Consider the following 16,948-nt stretch of genomic DNA (forward strand, 5'->3'; position numbering starts at 1 on the left):
AACCAGCCCTCATCGGGGATCCGAGCCCTTCTCAACCTCGATCAGGTCCAGCAGGGCGCCCAGTTCCTCACGTGTGAGGTCGCGGGTGGTGCCGACCTTCAGGGACCCGAGGCGCACCGGACCGATGGCCACTCGCGCCAGCCTGTCGACCGGGTGGCCGACGGAGTCCATCATGCGTCGCACGATGCGGTTGCGGCCCTCGTGCAGGGTGATCGTCAGCAGGCTGCGGCCCTCACCGCGCGTCTTCAGCGACACCCGGTCCGGTCGCACCGGCCCGTCCTCGAGGGTGACGCCCTTCTCGAGGCGCTTGATGGTGCGGTTCTCGACGTTGCCGACCACCTCCGCGAGGTAGGTCTTGGGCACCTCGTAGGACGGGTGCGCCAGCTTGTGGGCGAAGTCGCCGTCGTTGGTGAGGATGATCAGGCCCTCGGTGTCGGTGTCGAGACGCCCGACGTGGAACAGCCGCTCCTTGGTGCGGGGCAGGTAGTCGCTGAGGGTCGGGCGGCCCTCCGGGTCCTCCAGGGTGGAGACCACACCGCGGGGCTTGTTGAGCAGCACGTAGAGGTGCCGGCGGGGCGGTGGGATGCGCGCGCCGTCGACCCGGATGGTGTCGCGCTCGGGATCGACGCGCATCCCCTGCTCGGTGACCACGCGCCCGTTGACCTCCACGCGTCCCTGGTCGATCATGATCTCGCTGGCGCGACGGGATGCGATCCCCGCGGCGGCGAGCACCTTCTGCAGCCTGGTGCCTTCGGGCTCGGTGGCGTTCATTCGTCCTCCTGCGGGTGGTCGGAGACAGGTTGTTCCCCGACGAGCATTGTGAGCTCAGCCTCCAAGGCTACGGCGTCGGGCAGCAGCGGGGCCAAGTCGGGCAGTTCGTCCAGGGAGTCGAGGCCCAGTTTCTGCAGGAACAGGGACGTGGTGGTGAAGGTCATGGCGCCGCTGTGCGGGTCCTCGCCCGCCTCGGAGATCAGGCCGCGCACGAGCAGCGTCTTGACCACGCCGTCGACGTTGACACCGCGGATGCCTGCGATCCGGCCGCGGGTGACGGGCTGCAGGTAGGCGATCACCGACAGGGTCTCGAGCGCCGCCTGGCTGAGGCGGGAACGCTGGTCGGAGACCACCCAGGCCTCGATCACCTCGGCCAGGTCCTCAGCCGTGGCCAGGCGCCACCCGCCCGCGACGCGACGCAACTCGAAGCCGCGTTCGGTGTCCGCGTAGTGCCGGGCGATCGCCTCCAGCTCGGCCGTGACCTCGACCTCGGGGACCTCCAGCGCAGCGGCGAGATCGGCTGCGGCGACCGGTTCGGTGGCCATCAGCAACATGGCCTCCAGCGCTCTTGAAAGGCTCATTCGTCCTCCGGTTCGGGAAGTTGGTCGTACTCGTCGACCTCGGGCAGTTCCGCGTCGTCGCCGGCCACCCAACGGACGTGGAGCTCGGTGAGCGCCCCGGCCTGTTCGAAGGACACCTGCCGGGCGCGGAACAGCTCCAGGATGGAGAGGAACCGCACCACCGTGGTGAGGCGGTCGCACCCGTCGACGAGGGCACGGAACGTGAGGGAGCCGGCCTCCCGCAGCCTCCGCGACACCTGCGCCACCTGGTCCACGACGCTGACGTTGGCGCCGTGCAGGTGGGTCAGCTCGACGGTGGGGACCGGTTTGGGTGTCAGGGCGGCTGCGGCGAGGCGGGCGACGTCGTCGGGCCCCACGGGCAGCTCGACCTCCGGCAGGACCGAGCGGAACTTGTCCTCCAGGCCTCCCGGGCGCCAGTGGGTGAGGCTGGCTGCGTCGATGTGGCCGGCCACCCAGTCGGCCAGCTGCTTGAAGGCGCGGTACTGCAGGAGGCGGGCGAAGAGGAGGTCGCGGGCCTCGAGGGCTGCAAGGTCCTCGGGTTCGGTGACTTCTCCCCCGGGCAGGAGGCGGGCGGCCTTGAGGTCGAGGAGGGTGGCTGCGACCAGGAGGAAGGAACTCGTCTTGTCAAGGTCCCAGACCTCGCCACCGGCCTTGACGTAGCCGATGAACTCGTCGGTGACCTGGCTGAGGGCAACAGTGGTGACGTCCAGTTCGCGGCGTCCGATCAGCTGCAGGAGCAGGTCGAACGGCCCCTCGAAGTTGTCCAGGTGGACGTCGAATCCCGCCACCTGGTCCTGGTGTTCGGGGCGGCCGTGCGACCTGCCCCGCCTGCTCCTCACTGCTGGCGCAACTCTTCCACGACGGCGGATCCCTCGCCGTTCTCCGCGATGTCGGCGAGGGCCAGTGCGACGGCGGTTCGCACGAGGCGGCCACGGTCCAGCGCGAGGCCGTGGTGCCGCTTCAGGTTCAAGGTGGCGTCCTCGAGGGCGAACAGTTCCTCGGAGGAGAAGTAGACGGTGATCTTCTGGTCGTGCCGGACGCGTCCGGTGGCTGCGGGAGTCTGCGCGCCCTGCGCGGCGGCCTTCTCGCCGCCCTGGTCGGCCTCGCCGGAGGCCTCCCGGCGGGGGTCCTGCGACGGTGTGCCGACGCGCTCGGCCGCCGCCCGCTGGGCGCGGGTGGGTCGGAAGAGCTCGTTGGCGCCCGGGAGCGTCGCGCGGCCCTTCCTCACTGGTCCTGGCATCGCTGCAGCACCTCCCGTGCGAGCTGCCGGTACGCGTCGGCGCCGGGCGAGGCGGAGGCGTAGGTGGTGATGGGCTCACCCGCGACGGTGGTCTCGGGGAACTTCACCGTGCGGCGGATGACGGTGTGGAACACGTCCTCGCCGAACGCCTGCACGACCCGCTCGAGCACCTCGCGGGCGTGCAGCGTGCGGGAGTCGTACATGGTGCCGAGGATGCCGAGGACCTGGAGGTCCGGGTTGAGGCGGTCCGAGACCTTGGAGATGGTGTCGGTCAGCAGGGCGATGCCGCGCAGCGCGAAGAACTCGCACTCCAGCGGCATCAGCACGTAGTCGCTGGCGGTGAGGGCGTTGATGGTCAGCAGACCGAGGCTGGGCGCGCAGTCGATGAGGATGAAGTCGTAGTCGGCGCGCAGGTGGCGCAGCACCCGCGTCAGGGTCTGTTCGCGCGCGACCTCGCTGACCAGTTGCACCTCCGCCGCGGAGAGGTCGATGTTGCTCGGGAGGATGTCCAGGTCGCGCACCGAGGTCTCCTGGATCACCTCGTCGGCGGTGAACTGCTTGCTCAGCAGCAGGTTGTAGATGCTCTTGTCCAGGGTGTGCGGGTTGACTCCCAGCCCCACCGAGAGCGAGCCCTGCGGGTCGAAGTCCACGAGCAGGACCTTGAACCCGAGCTCGGCCAGCGCCGCGCCGAGGTTGATGGTGGTGGTGGTCTTGCCCACGCCACCCTTCTGGTTGCACATCGAGATGATCTTCGCGTGCATGCGCCTGTCTGGGTCCGGCGGTGCCGGATGAGGGAAGGTCGGCAGGGGTCGCCCGGTGGGTCCCATCTCACCGGCGTCCACGAGAGTGGAGGTCCCCGGGGCGTCGGGTACCTCGAACTTCGCTGTGCCATCGCTGAACAGACCCTCTTCGGTCACGGCATGCCTCCTTGTCGACTCTTGGACCACCCTAGTGCCCCACGATGCCCGCGGGCACGCGCCGTCGGCTATCGGCCCCGAGCCCGCCCGGCGAGGTTCACGTGGCCCGCGGATGGGCGCCGAGATAGACCTCGCGCAGGCTGTCGATCGTGACGAGGGTGTAGATCTGGGTGGTGGCCACGGAGGCGTGGCCGAGGAGCTCCTGCACCACGCGGACGTCCGCACCGCCGTCGATCAGGTGGGTGGCGAACGAGTGGCGCAGCGAGTGGGGCGAGACCTCGGTGGCGATCCCGGCCCGCCGCGCCGCGGCGCCGATCACCGCCCACGCCGACTGCCTGGACAACCGCCCTCCTCGCTGGTTGAGCAGCAGCGCGGGCTCGGCGCGTCGGGCACGCTGGGCCAGCACCGGTCGCGCCCGGACCAGGTACGCGTCGACCGCGGCGCGTGCGTAGCTGCCCAGCGGGACCAGTCGTTCCTTGCCGCCCTTGCCCAGCAGCCGCAACCCGGCGTCCTCGTCGCCCAGGACCGCGGTCAGGTCGTCGACGTCCAGGGCGCAGACCTCCGAGATCCGGGCACCGGTCCCGTAGAGCAGTTCCAGAAGCACCGAGTCGCGAAGCCCGATGACCGCCTCCCGGTCCGGCACGTCCAGGAGGTCCTGCACCTCGGCCACCGTCAGGGCCTTCGGGAGCCGCTGCTGCAGCTTGGGCGGGTGGAGGTCGAGGGCAGGGTTGTCGGCGACGAGTCCCTCCTCGTGCGCGAAGCCGTGGAGGTTGCGCACGGACACGACGATCCGGGCCACCGACGCCCGCGCGACCTGCGTCGAGAGTTCGCGCACGAACTCGGAGAGCTCCACGGCGGTGACGTCGGCGAGCTCGTCGATCCCACGCTGCCTCAGGAAGTCCGCGTAGCGGGCGAGGTCACGCCGATACGCGGCGACGGTGTTGGCCGCGAGTCCCCGTTCGACGCGGACGTGTCCGAGGTAGTCGGCGACGACGTCGTCCAGGTTGGCCATGGCACCAGATCGTAGTCCCGCGGGCGTCGGCTCAGCGCAGCTGGGCCACCAGCCCGGCCAGGAGGTGGGTGATCGTGGCCGACATCTCCTCGTCGGTGATGCTCGCCCTCCCGTCGCCGGCCTGTCGGCCGTAGTCACCGAAGGAGGCGTGGTTCGCTCCGGGGACCTCGACGAACTCCGCCGCCCGGGGCAGCAGGTGGGCGGCCTCGGCGATGTCGGCCGGGGTGGACAGGCCGTCCTCGGAGCCCGCGACGCTGAGCACGGGAAGTCCGGACTGCGAGAGGTCGGCGGCGCAGTAGGAGGCGAACAGCACCAGGGCTTCCGCGTCGTCGGCGAGCATGCAGGCACGCACGCCGCCGAGCGAGTGGCCACCGACGATCCACGCCTCGACGTCGGGCGCGAGCGGCGTGAAGGAGTCGAGTCCGCGCGGGTCGAGGAAAGCGAGGTTCAGCCACGGGCGGGTGATGACGACGGTCAACCCTTGGTCGGCGACGACGCCGGCGAGCCGCGCCACGTAGGCCTCGGCCTCCACCTTGCCGCCGGGTATGAAGACCAGACCGACGTCCCGGCCCGCGCCTCGGGCCGGCGACAGGACCAGGGCGCGCCCCTCGTCGGTGACCTCCACGGCCGGGTCTGCGGCCACGGCTGCCAGTGGCTCGGGCTCGGCCGCCCGCACGCCGGTCCCGCTCCACACGAGGATCCCCACGACCAGGAGCAGGAGCACGATCCCCAGCCCTGCCCCGACGATGGCAAGGACACGCCGAGGCCCGGCCCTGCGCGCGGTCATGCCGGGCGCTGGTCGCGGATCGGCCAGGGCGCATCGGCGGGGCGCAGGCTGTCCAGCCGTCCCCCGAGGACCGCCGCCTCGAGCGCCAGCACGCCGACGACGAGGCTCGGGTTCTGGCAACGGCCCTCGAACACGGCCTGCGTCAGCTCTGCTCGCGCGACCCAGTCCCACGTCATGTGGGCCTCCTCCCCCTCCAGGACGAACCCGTCCGGACGGGCGGCTGCGGACAGGCCGCGCGCCAGGTAGACGCGCAACGACTCCTCCGAGGATCCGGGGGTGGTGCAGAAGTCCACCAGCACGCGCCAGTCGTCGGCGCCCAGTTCGACCTCCTCCGCGAGTTCACGGCGAGCGGCATCCACCCAGTCCACGTCGTCGGCGTCGATCAGCCCGGCCGGTACCTCGACCAGTTCCATGCGCACCGGGTGGCGGTACTGCCGCAGCACCACGACCTGGTCGCGCTCCTCGTCCCAGGCCACCACTGCCACTGCGCCCGGATGGGTGAGGTACTGGCGCTGCACCGCCTCCCCCGAAGGGGTCACGACGGATTCGTTCACGAAGTTGGAGACCCAGCCCTTCCCGAGTACCTTGCGGTCACGAACCTGCCAGTCGGTGGGCTTGTCGGCGATCATGCGGACAGCTTACGGTCCAGCGCCGCCCTCACCAGCCCCACGAACAGGGGGTGCGGCCGGTTCGGCCGGGACTTCAGCTCGGGATGCGCCTGCGTGGCGACGTAGAAGGGGTGCACGTCGGTGGGCAGCTCGACGAACTCCACCAGCGACGAGTCGGGGGAGACGCCGGAGATGACCAGGCCGGCCTCCTCCAGCCGAGCGCGATAGGCGTTGTTGACCTCGTAGCGGTGCCGGTGCCGCTCCGTCACGTCCGCCCGTCCGTAGAGGGCGCGCACCAGGGTCCCCTCCCCCAGCCGCGCCGGGTAGGACCCCAGCCGCATGGAGCCACCCAGGTCGCCACCGCCGTCCACGATCGCCACCTGCTCCGCCATCGTGGCGACCACCGGGTTCTCGGCGCCCGGGTCGAACTCGCTCGAAGCGGCGTCGGGGATGCCTGCCAAGTTCCGGGCGGCCTCGATCACCATGCACTGCAGCCCGAGGCACAGCCCGAGAGTCGGGATGCCGTGCACGCGGGCGTGGGTGAGCGCCCCGAGCTTGCCGTCGACGCCGCGGATGCCGAAGCCCCCGGGCACGCAGATCGCATCCACGTCGCCGAGTTGCTTGGCGGCCCGTTCCGGGGTGTCGCAGTCGTCGGAGGCCACCCACTTGACAGTGACCCTCGTCCAGTTCGCGAACCCGCCGGCACGGAGCGCCTCGGTGACCGAAAGGTAGGCATCCGGCAGGTCGACGTACTTGCCGACGAGGGCTACGGTGATCTCCGCCCGGGGCGACTCGACGCGCTCCAGGAGATTCCCCCACGCGTCCCAATCGACGTCGCGGAAGCTGAGGTTCAGCCGACGGACCAGGTAGGCGTCGAGGCCTTCGGAGTGCAGCACCTTGGGGATCGCGTAGATCGACGGCGCGTCGGCGCAGGAGATGACGGCCTCCTCCTCGACGTCGCACATCAGCGCGATCTTGCGCTTGAGTCCCTGCTCCACCTCGAAGGCGGACCGGCACACGATGGCGTCGGGCTGGATGCCCACCTGCCGCAGCGCCGCCACCGAGTGCTGCGTGGGCTTGGTCTTCATCTCCCCGGAGGGGCCGATGTAGGGAACGAGCGAGACGTGCAGGAAGAAGACGTGGTCGCGACCCACCACCTGGCGGACCTGCCGGGCGGCCTCGAGGAACGGCTGCGACTCGATGTCACCGACCGTGCCACCGATCTCGTGGATCACGACGTCGATGTCGGGGCCGGCCATGGCCAGCATCGAGTCGCGGATCTCGTTGGTCACGTGCGGGATCACCTGCACGGTGTCACCCAGGTAGTCGCCGCGGCGCTCCTTGGCGATCACCGACGAGTAGACCTTGCCGGTGGTGATGTTGGCCTCGGCCGAGAGGTTCACGTCCAGGAAGCGCTCGTAGTGGCCGATGTCCAGGTCCGTCTCGGCACCGTCCTCGGTGACGAACACCTCGCCGTGCTGGAACGGGTTCATCGTCCCGGGATCCACGTTGAGGTAGGGGTCGAGCTTCTGCATGGTGACGCGCAGGCCGCGCGCCACCAACAGATTGCCCAGACTGGAGGCCGTGAGCCCCTTGCCGAGTGACGAAACGACGCCGCCGGTGACGAAAACATGCTTGGTGTTCTTGGTGTGCTCCACGGACCTCCAGCCTACGGCTCGGCGGCCCCGACACCGTCATCGAGGACGACCTTTTAACACCATCGTTACGTCCCGGGATGACAGGATGGGAAGATGCTGCCACTGGAGTTGCCCATCGACCCGATGCTCGCCAAGGGTGTCGACACGGTCCCCGTCGGGGACTTCGCCTACGAACCGAAGTGGGACGGGTACCGCTGCATCATCATCCGCGACGGCGACGAAATGGAGTTGGGGAGCCGCGGCAAGAAGCCGCTGACGAGGTACTTCCCCGAGCTCCTGCCCGCCGTCGCGACCCTTCCGGAACGCTGCATCGTTGACGCGGAGGTGATCCAGCGCACGGGCGAGCCCGGCGCCGAGCGCCTGTCGTGGGACATCCTCTCCCAGCGCATCCATCCTGCCGAGAGCCGCGTGCGGATGCTCTCGGGCAAGTTCCCGGCCGAGCTGGTGTGCTTCGACCTGCTGGCCCTCGGCGACGACGACTGGACGGGGCGCCCCTGGACGGAGCGTCGCGCGATGCTGGAGGAGGTGTTCGAGGCAGACCTGCACCCGAGCCTCCACCTCAGCGCCGTGACCCGGGACCCGGCCGTCGCGACGGACTGGTTCGAGCGGTTCGAGGGCGCCGGCCTCGACGGCGTCGTGGCGAAGCGCCTGGACTCCCCCTACGAGCAGGGCAGGCGCTCCATGCTGAAGGTCAAGCACAAGCGGACGGCGGAGGCCGTGGTGGTCGGCTACCGGGTCCACAAGAGCGGCGAGGGGGTCGGTTCCCTGCTGCTGGCGATGTACGGCGACGACGGCGACCTCCACCGGATGGGAGGGATCGTCGGGTTCCCCATGAAGATGCGTCGCGAACTGCTCGACGAGCTGCAGCCGCTGGTGCTCGAGGAGGCCGACCCGTCCCTCGAGGCACCCGCCTCCCGGTTCTCCGCCGGGCGCGACCAGTCCTGGGTGCCGCTCTCGCCGGAGCTGGTGGTGGAGGTGGCTTTCGACCAGCTCGAGGGCAACCGGTTCCGGCACGCGGCGTCGTTCCTGAGGTTCCGGCCGGACCGGGAGCCGGAGTCCTGCCGGATCGAGCAGGTGGACCGCGCGATCGCCTACGACCTGGCGGAGGTGCTGGCCACCTAGGCCGCGTTCACGCGAGCCCGACGCGCTCGATGAAGCCGTTGACGAACCGGTTGTCGGGGTCGAGGCTGCGGCGCAGCGCCCGGAAGTCGTCCCAGCGCGGGTACAGTGCCGCGATCCGGTCGTGGTCGGCGAAGACCTTGCCCCAGTGGGGCCGCGCAGTGGGAGGCAGGGCCGCCTCCACCTCGGGGAGCACGGCCGCGACCGCCTCGGAGTCGCGCACCCATGTGAAGTGGATCCCGACGACGTCGCCGCCGTGGGCCTCGCTCAGCCAGAGGTCGTCGCCGGCCACGGTGCGGACCTCGCAGACCTGCAAGAGGGGCGCGATCCGCGCGGACAGCGAACGGATGGCGCCGATGGCTGCGGGGAAGTCCTCCCGCGGCACCAGGTACTCGGTCTGGATCTCCTCGCCGGCCGACGGGGTGAACTCGAGCCTGAAGTGCGGCAGCCTGGCGAACCAGGGACCCACCCGGCCGAGCTGTTCGGTGGCGGGTGCCGGGTCGATGCCAGGGATGGGGTGTCGGGCCCCGGCGGCCGCGACGATGCCGTCAAGGGGCGTCCAGGGATCGCGTCCCTGCCTGGACTTCACCCAGAGCTGGTCGACCAGGTCCGGGCTGCGCCACGTGGTGAACAGGCTGACACTGTCGCCGGCCCCGGTCAGCTCGTCCAGGTTGGCGAGCACCGCGTCCCAGGTGGCGCCCTCGTAGACGCTCTGGCGCACCTGGTAGTCGGGTTCGACGGCGAGCGTGACGTGGGTGACCACGCCCAGCGCCCCCAACGACACCACGGCCCCCTCGAAGCTCTCGTCGCCGCGCGCGATCCTGCGATGGGTTCCGGTGCCGTCGACCAGGTCCAGTGCCACGACCTGGGTGGCGAGCGACCCGATGCGGTCCCCCGAGCCGTGCGTGCCGGTGGCCACGGCGCCGGCGATCGAAATGTGGGGCAGGGACGCGAGGTTCGCCAGCGCCCAGCCGCGGTCCGCGAGCAGGGCGGCGATGTCGCCGTAGCGCAGCCAGCCCGGCACCCGGACGGTGCGGGCGTCGGAGTCGAACTCCACGTCGCGCTCGAGGTCGACGGGGATGCCCTGGAGGCTGATGAGGCTTTCCGGGGAGTCGGCGAGGTCGTTGAAGGAGTGCCGGGATCCGATGGCGCGCAGGCGGTGCGCCGACGTGATCAGTCCGGGCAGCTCCCCCAGGTGCGTGGGCAGCAGCAGTTCCCGGGCGCCGTAGACGACGTTGCCCGCCCAGTTGGTTCCCACGCCCGGCATCAGTGGCCCCCAACCCAGATCCCGGCTTCCTCCCAGTAGTCGACGAGCGCAGGGACGTTGTCGGGGGTGACGGCGGCAGTGAGGTCCAGCAGGACGGAGGTGTCGAAGCCCTCGCTCAGCGCGTCCTCGGCCGTGGCGCGGACGCAGTGGTCAGTGGCGATCCCGACGACGTCGACGTCCGAGACCCCCCGCGAGCGGAGGAAGTCGGCCAGGGGGACGTCGTCGGCCGAGTGGTCGACGCCCTCGAACCCCGAGTAGGCGGCGCTGTACTCACCCTTGTCGAAGACACCGTCGAAGTCGCGGAAGGTGAGGTCGGGGTGGAACTCGACGCCGGGGGTGCCCACGACGCAGTGCGGCGGCCAGGAGTCGATGAAGTCCGGCTCGGAACTGAAGTGCTCGCCCGGGTCGATGTGGTGGTCGCGGGTGGCCACCACGAGGTCGTAGCCGTGGTCACCGGCCAACAGCGAGCTGATGCCCGACGCCACGTCCGCACCCCCCGTGACGGCGAGGGACCCGCCCTCGCAGAAGTCGTTCTGGACGTCGACGACGATCAGTGCTCTCGTCATGGCTGCTCCCCTGTGGTTGGCGGTGTCCCCAGCCTATCCCGACCGGTTCACGCCCCGCGGGCGCGGGTCAGGAGTTCGGCGGCGTGCTCCACACCGGCCTCGGAGTCGCCGGAGCCGCCCATCATGCGGGCCAGTTCAGCGCCCCGCTCGTCGTCGTCGAGGAGGCGGATGTCGGAGGTGGTCACCTGGCCGTCGCTCGACTTGGCGATGACGAGGTGGGCGTCCGCGTACGCCGCCACCTGCGCCAGGTGGGTGACGACGATCACCTGGGACTTCGTCGCGAGGCGCTTGAGCCGCTTGCCGATCTCGAGGCCGACGGCGCCGCCGACGCCAGCGTCGACCTCGTCGAAGACGTAGGTGTGGCTGCCCATCTGTGAGGCCAGGATCACCTCGAGCGCGAGCCGCACCCGGGACAGCTCACCACCGGAGGCGACCTTGCCCAGCGGCGCGGGCGTCGATCCGGGGTTCGCGGAGAACATCAGCTCCACCCGGTCCCAGCCGTGCGGGCCCAGGCCGACCCGGGTCAGTTGGAACTCGAGACGCGCGTGTGGCATGGCCAGCGCCGCCAGCTCGGACCTGACGGCCTCGGCCAGCCGGTCGGCGGCACGCTGCCGGTCCTTCGAGATCACCTCGGCCGCCCGGGTGAGGCGCTCGTCGAGCTCGGCGATGCGCTCCCGCAGGGCGCCGATGCTCTCGTCGGCTCCCTCGAGCTCGTCCAGCCGGGTGACGGCCTGCCGGGCCCACTCGATGACGTCGGACAGTTCGGGACCGTACTTGCGGGTCAGGGCCACCAGCTGGGCGCGGCGCTCGGCCACGGCCTCGAGCCGGATCGGGTCGGTGACCAGGTCCGTGGCGTAGCTGGCGACCTCGGAGGCGATGTCGTGGAGGGTGTAGCTGGCCTCGCGGATCCGGCCTGCCAGTTCCGCCGCGGTCTCGTCGCGGTCCGCGAGCTGCTCCGCGGACTTGCGGGCCTCGTCCAGCAGGCCGACGGCACTGGGCGCGTCGAAGTCGTCCTCGTCCCCGCTGAGGGCGCGCTGGGCGGTGGCGGCGAGTTCCTTGAGCTGGTCGGCATCCTGCAGCCGCAGCGCCTCGGTGGCCAGCGCATGGTCCTCGCCGTCGACGGGCTCCACCGCGTTGATCTCCTCGAGCCCGAAGCGCAGCAGCTCGATCTCGCGGGTCCTGGTGCTCTCCTCCTCGACGAGGCGCGCCAGCTGGGAGGCGAGCTGCTTGCGCTCGGCGAGGTCGGCCCGGTACTGGACCAGCCCGACGGGCCTGGCGTACTCGTCGAGGATCTCTCGCTGGCGCTCGCTGCTGGACAGGCGAATCTGTTCGGACTGGCCGTGGATGGTCGCGAGCTCGCTGAGGGTGGCCGCGAGTGTGGAGACAGGCACCTGGGCTCCACCGACCACGGCGCGGGAGCGGCCGTTGGCCCCCACCTGGCGACGGCAGGTCAGTTCCTCGCCGTCGTCGACGTCGCCGCCGAGTTCGCCGACCTGCTGCGCCAGTTCCGGCCCGACGATCCAGCGCCCCTCGACGACGGCGCGGTCGTTGCCGTGGCGCACCACGCCCGAGTCGGCCTTGGCGCCGAGCAGCAGGCCCAGGCCGGCGACGATCATGGTCTTCCCGGCACCGGTCTCGCCGGTGAGCGCGGTCAGTCCGGGGCCGAGTGGGACGGTGGCGTCCTCGACCACTCCGAGTCCGCTCAGGTGCAGTTCGGTGAGCATCAGGCCTCGGGCTCGTGGGGGCGGCGCCAGCCGTTGACGGGCAGCGCGAACTTCTTGACGAGTCGGGTGGTGAAGGGCTGCTGCGCGAGCCGGGCGAGGTGCAGCGGTGTGTCGTCGGCCCACACCTGGATGACGTCGCCGCTGCCGACGTCGGCGCTGCGGCGACCGTCACACCAGAGCACCCCGGGGGTGTCGGCGGTGGGCAGGTCCATCCGGACCTGCGACGTCGGGCTCAGCACCATCGGACGGTTGAACAGCGCGTGGGCGGAGATGGGGATCACCAGCAACGCACGCACGTCGGGCCACACGACCGGACCGCCGGCGGAGAATCCGTAGGCGGTGGAACCCGTGGGGCTGGACACGAGGACCCCGTCGCAGCCCCAGCGCGACAGCGGCCGGTCGTCAATGCTGACCATCACGTTGAGCATCTTCTCCCGAGCACGCTTCTCCAGCGACACCTCATTGATGGCGAACGTCTCCCACACGCGCTCACCGGCGGCGTTCTCTACGGTCACCTTGAGTACGAGGCGATCCTCCACCTCGTAGTCCCGGTTGATGACCGCCTCGTGCAGGACGTGGATGTCGGAGGTCTCCAGTTCCGCCAGGAAGCCGACGTGGCCGAGGTTCACCCCGAGCAGGGGCACCCTCAGGGGGTGTGCCCACTCGGCTGCGCGCAGGATGGTCCCGTCGCCACCGAAGACGACGGCGAGTTCGGCTGGCCGGTCGTCCAGTGGGCCGAGGTTCGCATCTGGGACAAGCGCGCGCATCCGCTCCATTTCCTCGGGGAACACGAGCACGTCGAAACCCGCGTCGCGCATCTGTCCGATGAACTCGACGGCGGCCGAGATGGCTTCTGCCCTCTCGGGGTGCTGCAGGACTGCAACGGTTCGGGTATCCACGCCACCAGCCTATCGAGTCAGTCTGACGAAGTACTCGACGTTGCCATCGGTGCCCGGCAGCCGACTGACGCCCTGCCAGTCGCAGCGCCACCCCAGCTCGGCGGCACGGGCCACGACAGAGGCGACCGCCCGTGCGCGCAGCTTCTCGTCGCGGACCACTCCGCCGCTCCCGAGCCGCGACCGCCCCACCTCGAACTGGGGCTTGACCAGCAGCAGCGCGGCCCCGCCGTCGTCGAGGACCGCCAAGAGCTGTTCCAGCAGCATGGTCAGCGAGATGAAGGACACGTCCCCCACGACGAGGTCGACCGGCTCACCGCCGACGTCGGAGAGGGTGAGTTCGCGCAGGTTCAGTCCGTCTCGGCGCACGATCCTGGGGTCCTGCCCCAGTTCGGGCGCCAGCTGGTCGTGGCCGACGTCGAAGGCGTAGACGAGTTCAGCACCCCTCTCGAGGCAGACCTGGGTGAACCCGCCCGTGCTGGCGCCGGCGTCCAGGACGCGGCCGGAGACCGAGGTGCCCGAGTCCTCGAGGGCGCCGAGCAGCTTGTGGGCGGCGCGGGAGACCCAGGGGTCAATGTTGGCGGTGATCTCGCTGCCGTCCGAGACGGGCTGCGAGGGCTTGACCGCCCGCAAGCCGTCGACCAGGACCTGCCCGTCGGCGATCAGCCGGGCGGCCTGGTTGCGGGACCGGACCATGCCACGCGCGACGAGGGCGACGTCGAGCCTCACGGCTGCCCGTGGACGCCCGGGATGCCCAACTGGTTGACGTCCTGGTTGTTGAGCACGGCGGCGAGGATCGTCTGGGCCTCGTCGAGGCGGGCCAGCTGCTCGGCGGTGTCCGCCTCCCCCACCCCGTCCAGGCCGCTCATGGCCTCGGCGACGAGCTCCTTGCGTCGCTCGACAGCGGGTGCGGCGTCCCTGGGTGTCGGTGAGGTCATGGGAACCGACCCTACCCTCAGCGCAGCCCGTCGAGGACGGGCAGGATCGCGTCGATGTCGGTGCCGTGGTGCCACCTGAGCTGCAGGGCGGCCCAGAGCGCGTCGAGTTGCTGGTCTCGGTCGCCCACGGGTGTGACCAGTGCAGCGACGCCGTCGGCCACCTCCACCACCTGCTCACCGCAGCGGGCGGCGGAATCGCTGATATCCACCGTGCGCACGGGCGCGAGCAGCCCCGCGACGTCCCACGCGATGTGGGTGGGTCGGTACTCGACTTCGGCGGCGGCGAGGTCGGCCTTGCCATGGGCCCCGGTGAACACGAACAGGGAGTCCATCCCCACCGTGTTGGCCCCGAGGATGTCGGTGTCCAGCCGATCGCCGACGAAGACAGGGTGCGTGGCACCGAGCCGCAGCACGGTCTCGTCGAGCAACGGACGGAACGGCTTGCCCGCCACCTTCGGCTCCACGCCCACGCAGGCCCGCACCACCGCTACCTGCGCTCCGCAGCCCGGAAGGATGCCGCGCTCGGTCGGGCGGGTCATGTCCGGGTTGGTGGCGTACCAGGGAGCACCTCCCTGGATCGCCAGGGCCCCGAGCTCCAACAGCTTCCAGTCGACGTCGGGGTGGTAGCCCTGGACGACGGCGACCGGTTCGTCAGCGAGGGTGTGGACTGGGGTGAAGCCCGCCCCGGCGAGCTGCGAGGCGAGCGCCTCGGTGCCGACGACCAGGATCCGGGATCCCGGCGGCAGGTCCGCAGCGAGCATCCGCAGCGTCGCCTGGGTGCTGTTGACGACGTCGGACTCCTCCGCCTCGATGCCCAGCTCCACGAGGTGCTCGGCCACGGCTGCGGGGGTACGCGCCGCGTTGTTCGTCACGAATCCGACGTGGGCACCCGTTGCCCTCAGCTCACGGAGCGCTTCGGGAACCCCGTCAATCGCGTGCGGTCCCAGGTAGATGACGCCGTCGAGGTCGAACAGGGCTGCGTCGTGGGCCTCGTGGAGTGCCGTCACTTGTCCAGCTCCTGCGCACCGTGGTCCTCGGGCGCCGTCTCGGACCGCTTGTCCTGGGAGGCGGCGGGCTCGTCCTCGTCGGCCGACGGCACTTCCTCGGGCGTCGCGGAATCTTCCTCCGCGACGCCGGGCGCGTCCTCCTCGTCGCTGTCCAGGTCGAAGTCCTCCGGCAGGATGATGCCGTCGATGGCTGCGATTCGGTCGGTGACGTCCAGCTCAGACTCGCCGTCCAGCTTCTCGGCCGCCTCGAACCAGCGGCGGGCCTCGGCCTGCTGGCCCTCTTCGAGCAGGAACTCCGCGTAGGCGTACCGTAGCCGGGCCTGGCCCAGCTTGGGGCCGACCTTGTGGGAGATCGCCTCCTCGAGCAGCCGCATCGCCTCCCCGCGCTGACCGAGGTCGTCGCGGACGCCGGCCTCGACCAGCAGGCACTCGATGCGCAAACCGATATTCTTCGTCTGGGGGTCGAGGCTGGCAAGCAGCTCCAGCGCGTCTCGCGGACGGCCCAGGGCGCGCTCGCAGTCCGCCATCACCGGGATGAACTCGTCCCCACCGTTCATCCGACGGATGGCACGGTACTCGCGCAGGGCGACGTCATAGTGTCCGGCCGCGTACGCGGTTTCGGCAGCCGCCTCACGGACGATCGGGATGCGACCGGCACGCCTTCTGGCGGCCTCCGCATGTTTGAAGGCCAGTTCCGGGTCGACGTCAATCAGTTCCCCAGCCGCCTGGATGTGTGCACCGACGATGTTGGCGAGCTCCTTGGGCAGACCCCTCAGCTCAGCACGCACGCCCGCCGGCAGCAGTGCAGAGTCGAAATCCGTGGGCGTGTCCGGCTCGTCGACGGCACGTGCGGTGCCCGGCCGCGGTACGTACTCCTCGTCCCTGGGCGGGCGACGGTCATCGCCCCCTCGCCCGGAGTCGTCACGGCGCGTGCCGCGGAAACCGCCCACACGATCGTCGCGGTCCTGGCGTGGACCGCCGCGACCCTCTCCGCCACGGCCGGCATCGTCACGGCGAGGACCGCGGGGGCCTTCATCCCTGCGGAACCCACGATCGCCGCCGGAGCGAGAATCACTGTCACGACGCGGACCGCGCGGGCCCTCGTCCCTGCGGAACCCACGATCGCCGCCGGAGCGAGAATCACTGTCACGACGCGGACCGCGCGGGCCCTCGTCCCTGCTGAACCCACGATCGCCACCGGAGCGAGAATCACTGTCACGACGCGGACCGCGCGGGCCCTCGTCCCTGCGGAACCCACGATCGCCACCGGAGCGGGAATCACTGTCACGACGCGGACCGCGCGGGCCCTCGTCCCTGCGGAACCCACGATCGCCACCGGAGCGGGAATCACTGTCACGACGCGGACCACGGGGGCCCTCGTCCCTGCGGAACCCACGATCGCCGCTGGAGCGGGAGTCACCATCGCGACGCGGACCGCGCGGAGCACCGCCGCTGGCGTCCCGGCCGCGCCCGCGCCCTTGGCCGCGGTCGTTCCCACGTGACCCATCACGTGAAGGGTTACCGTCGCGTCCCGTACGGCCACCGAATCCGGATCGACCCGTTTGGGGGCGGCTACCGCCACGCGGGCCGTCGGAGCGGCGCTCCTGGCGACCACCGTCGCGACGGTCCTCGGGATCCGGTGTTGAGTTCTCAGACATGCGTTCATTCTCCCACAGGGGTGCTGACATCGAGCATCCCGACGTTACCCGACGAGGTGCGGGTTCGTGAAATGGGGAGAAAAAAAACCACCCCCCGACACCCAACAAAAGTTGGATGAACGGGGGGTGATTATAAGTCCGGCGGCGTCCTAGTCTCCCACAGCGTCCCCGCTGCAGTACCATCGGCGCTGAGAGGCTT

The 16,948-nt window shown here is 70.5% G+C and carries 18 protein-coding genes; 1 reads left to right on the forward strand and 17 read right to left on the reverse strand.

The genetic code is table 11. The annotated features are described in order from the left end of the window. Positions 1-9 precede the first annotated feature (9 nt). The 9 genes from FOJ82_RS15735 to FOJ82_RS15775 form a co-directional block, all read right to left on the reverse strand. Positions 10-771, reverse strand: a complete 762-nt coding sequence (locus FOJ82_RS15735) for a pseudouridine synthase (protein ID WP_143939449.1) — start codon at positions 769-771, stop codon at positions 10-12. Beyond that, on the reverse strand, positions 768-1,352 hold the full coding sequence (gene scpB, locus FOJ82_RS15740) for an SMC-Scp complex subunit ScpB (protein ID WP_143939450.1): 585 nt from the start codon (positions 1,350-1,352) through the stop codon (positions 768-770). Before scpB ends, FOJ82_RS15735 begins: the two co-directional genes overlap by 4 nt. After that, positions 1,349-2,191 carry a segregation and condensation protein A gene (locus tag FOJ82_RS15745; protein WP_246099926.1) on the reverse strand — a complete coding sequence of 281 codons (843 nt, stop codon included), beginning with the start codon at positions 2,189-2,191 and terminating at the stop codon, positions 1,349-1,351. Before FOJ82_RS15745 ends, scpB begins: the two co-directional genes overlap by 4 nt. Then, a complete protein-coding gene (locus FOJ82_RS15750) occupies positions 2,188-2,592 on the reverse strand; it encodes a hypothetical protein (RefSeq protein ID WP_143939451.1) in 405 nt (134 codons plus the stop codon). Before FOJ82_RS15750 ends, FOJ82_RS15745 begins: the two co-directional genes overlap by 4 nt. Next, positions 2,577-3,419, reverse strand: a complete 843-nt coding sequence (locus FOJ82_RS15755; RefSeq protein ID WP_185975854.1) for a ParA family protein — start codon at positions 3,417-3,419, stop codon at positions 2,577-2,579. Before FOJ82_RS15755 ends, FOJ82_RS15750 begins: the two co-directional genes overlap by 16 nt. Before the next feature lie 187 nt (positions 3,420-3,606). Next, a complete protein-coding gene (xerD, locus tag FOJ82_RS15760; protein WP_143939452.1) occupies positions 3,607-4,521 on the reverse strand; it encodes a site-specific tyrosine recombinase XerD in 915 nt (304 codons plus the stop codon). 31 nt (positions 4,522-4,552) lie between these two features. Further along, on the reverse strand, positions 4,553-5,308 hold the full coding sequence (locus FOJ82_RS15765) for an alpha/beta hydrolase (RefSeq protein WP_143939453.1): 756 nt from the start codon (positions 5,306-5,308) through the stop codon (positions 4,553-4,555). Then, positions 5,305-5,937: an NUDIX domain-containing protein gene (locus FOJ82_RS15770; protein WP_143939454.1), complete on the reverse strand. Its 633-nt coding sequence runs from the start codon at positions 5,935-5,937 to the stop codon at positions 5,305-5,307. The genes FOJ82_RS15765 and FOJ82_RS15770 overlap by 4 nt, the downstream gene beginning before the upstream one ends. Beyond that, positions 5,934-7,574 carry a CTP synthase gene (locus FOJ82_RS15775; RefSeq protein ID WP_143939455.1) on the reverse strand — a complete coding sequence of 547 codons (1,641 nt, stop codon included), beginning with the start codon at positions 7,572-7,574 and terminating at the stop codon, positions 5,934-5,936. The genes FOJ82_RS15770 and FOJ82_RS15775 overlap by 4 nt, the downstream gene beginning before the upstream one ends. A gap of 93 nt (positions 7,575-7,667) precedes the next feature. On the opposite strand from FOJ82_RS15775, the gene FOJ82_RS15780 reads away from it, so the two are divergent. Then, entirely contained in the window at positions 7,668-8,696 is a 1,029-nt protein-coding gene (locus FOJ82_RS15780) for an ATP-dependent DNA ligase (RefSeq protein WP_143939456.1), read from the forward strand. Between the two features lie 7 nt (positions 8,697-8,703). On the opposite strand, the gene FOJ82_RS15785 is transcribed toward FOJ82_RS15780, so the two are convergent. The 8 genes from FOJ82_RS15785 to FOJ82_RS15820 are packed head-to-tail and all read right to left on the reverse strand — an operon-like array spanning position 8,704 to position 16,041. Continuing rightward, the gene (locus FOJ82_RS15785) at positions 8,704-9,951 is read right to left on the reverse strand and encodes a D-arabinono-1,4-lactone oxidase (RefSeq protein ID WP_246099927.1); all 1,248 of its coding nucleotides are present in this window, start codon (positions 9,949-9,951) and stop codon (positions 8,704-8,706) included. 8 nt (positions 9,952-9,959) lie between these two features. Next, positions 9,960-10,526 (reverse strand): isochorismatase family protein, encoded by a 567-nt coding sequence (locus FOJ82_RS15790; RefSeq protein WP_143939458.1) that lies wholly within the window; start codon positions 10,524-10,526, stop codon positions 9,960-9,962. Positions 10,527-10,573: 47 nt separating this feature from the next. After that, complete coding sequence (gene recN, locus FOJ82_RS15795; protein WP_143939459.1) at positions 10,574-12,250, reverse strand: DNA repair protein RecN; 1,677 nt, start codon at positions 12,248-12,250, stop codon at positions 10,574-10,576. Then, positions 12,250-13,149 carry an NAD kinase gene (locus tag FOJ82_RS15800; protein WP_143939460.1) on the reverse strand — a complete coding sequence of 300 codons (900 nt, stop codon included), beginning with the start codon at positions 13,147-13,149 and terminating at the stop codon, positions 12,250-12,252. Before FOJ82_RS15800 ends, recN begins: the two co-directional genes overlap by 1 nt. Positions 13,150-13,158: 9 nt before the next feature. Continuing rightward, on the reverse strand, positions 13,159-13,842 hold the full coding sequence (locus FOJ82_RS15805) for a TlyA family RNA methyltransferase (RefSeq protein WP_246099928.1): 684 nt from the start codon (positions 13,840-13,842) through the stop codon (positions 13,159-13,161). 29 nt (positions 13,843-13,871) lie between these two features. Then, entirely contained in the window at positions 13,872-14,084 is a 213-nt protein-coding gene (locus tag FOJ82_RS15810) for a hypothetical protein (protein ID WP_143939462.1), read from the reverse strand. Positions 14,085-14,101: 17 nt separating this feature from the next. Next, positions 14,102-15,091 (reverse strand): HAD-IIA family hydrolase, encoded by a 990-nt coding sequence (locus tag FOJ82_RS15815; protein WP_143939463.1) that lies wholly within the window; start codon positions 15,089-15,091, stop codon positions 14,102-14,104. Next, complete coding sequence (locus tag FOJ82_RS15820) at positions 15,088-16,041, reverse strand: hypothetical protein (protein ID WP_143939464.1); 954 nt, start codon at positions 16,039-16,041, stop codon at positions 15,088-15,090. The genes FOJ82_RS15815 and FOJ82_RS15820 overlap by 4 nt, the downstream gene beginning before the upstream one ends. Positions 16,042-16,948 lie beyond the last annotated feature (907 nt).

This window comes from Tessaracoccus rhinocerotis (assembly GCF_007197885.1).
Taxonomy (GTDB): domain Bacteria; phylum Actinomycetota; class Actinomycetes; order Propionibacteriales; family Propionibacteriaceae; genus Arachnia; species Arachnia rhinocerotis.

Coding starts and splice junctions, on each gene's coding strand:
- FOJ82_RS15735 (WP_143939449.1), bottom strand. CDS start 771: ATGAACGCCACCGAGCCCGAAGGCACCAGGCTGCAGAAGGTGCTCGCC.
- scpB (WP_143939450.1), bottom strand. CDS start 1,352: ATGAGCCTTTCAAGAGCGCTGGAGGCCATGTTGCTGATGGCCACCGAA.
- FOJ82_RS15750 (WP_143939451.1), bottom strand. CDS start 2,592: ATGCCAGGACCAGTGAGGAAGGGCCGCGCGACGCTCCCGGGCGCCAAC.
- FOJ82_RS15755 (WP_185975854.1), bottom strand. CDS start 3,419: ATGGGACCCACCGGGCGACCCCTGCCGACCTTCCCTCATCCGGCACCG.
- xerD (WP_143939452.1), bottom strand. CDS start 4,521: ATGGCCAACCTGGACGACGTCGTCGCCGACTACCTCGGACACGTCCGC.
- FOJ82_RS15765 (WP_143939453.1), bottom strand. CDS start 5,308: ATGACCGCGCGCAGGGCCGGGCCTCGGCGTGTCCTTGCCATCGTCGGG.
- FOJ82_RS15770 (WP_143939454.1), bottom strand. CDS start 5,937: ATGATCGCCGACAAGCCCACCGACTGGCAGGTTCGTGACCGCAAGGTA.
- FOJ82_RS15780 (WP_143939456.1), top strand. CDS start 7,668: ATGCTGCCACTGGAGTTGCCCATCGACCCGATGCTCGCCAAGGGTGTC.
- FOJ82_RS15790 (WP_143939458.1), bottom strand. CDS start 10,526: ATGACGAGAGCACTGATCGTCGTCGACGTCCAGAACGACTTCTGCGAG.
- recN (WP_143939459.1), bottom strand. CDS start 12,250: ATGCTCACCGAACTGCACCTGAGCGGACTCGGAGTGGTCGAGGACGCC.
- FOJ82_RS15805 (WP_246099928.1), bottom strand. CDS start 13,842: ATGGTCCGGTCCCGCAACCAGGCCGCCCGGCTGATCGCCGACGGGCAG.
- FOJ82_RS15810 (WP_143939462.1), bottom strand. CDS start 14,084: ATGACCTCACCGACACCCAGGGACGCCGCACCCGCTGTCGAGCGACGC.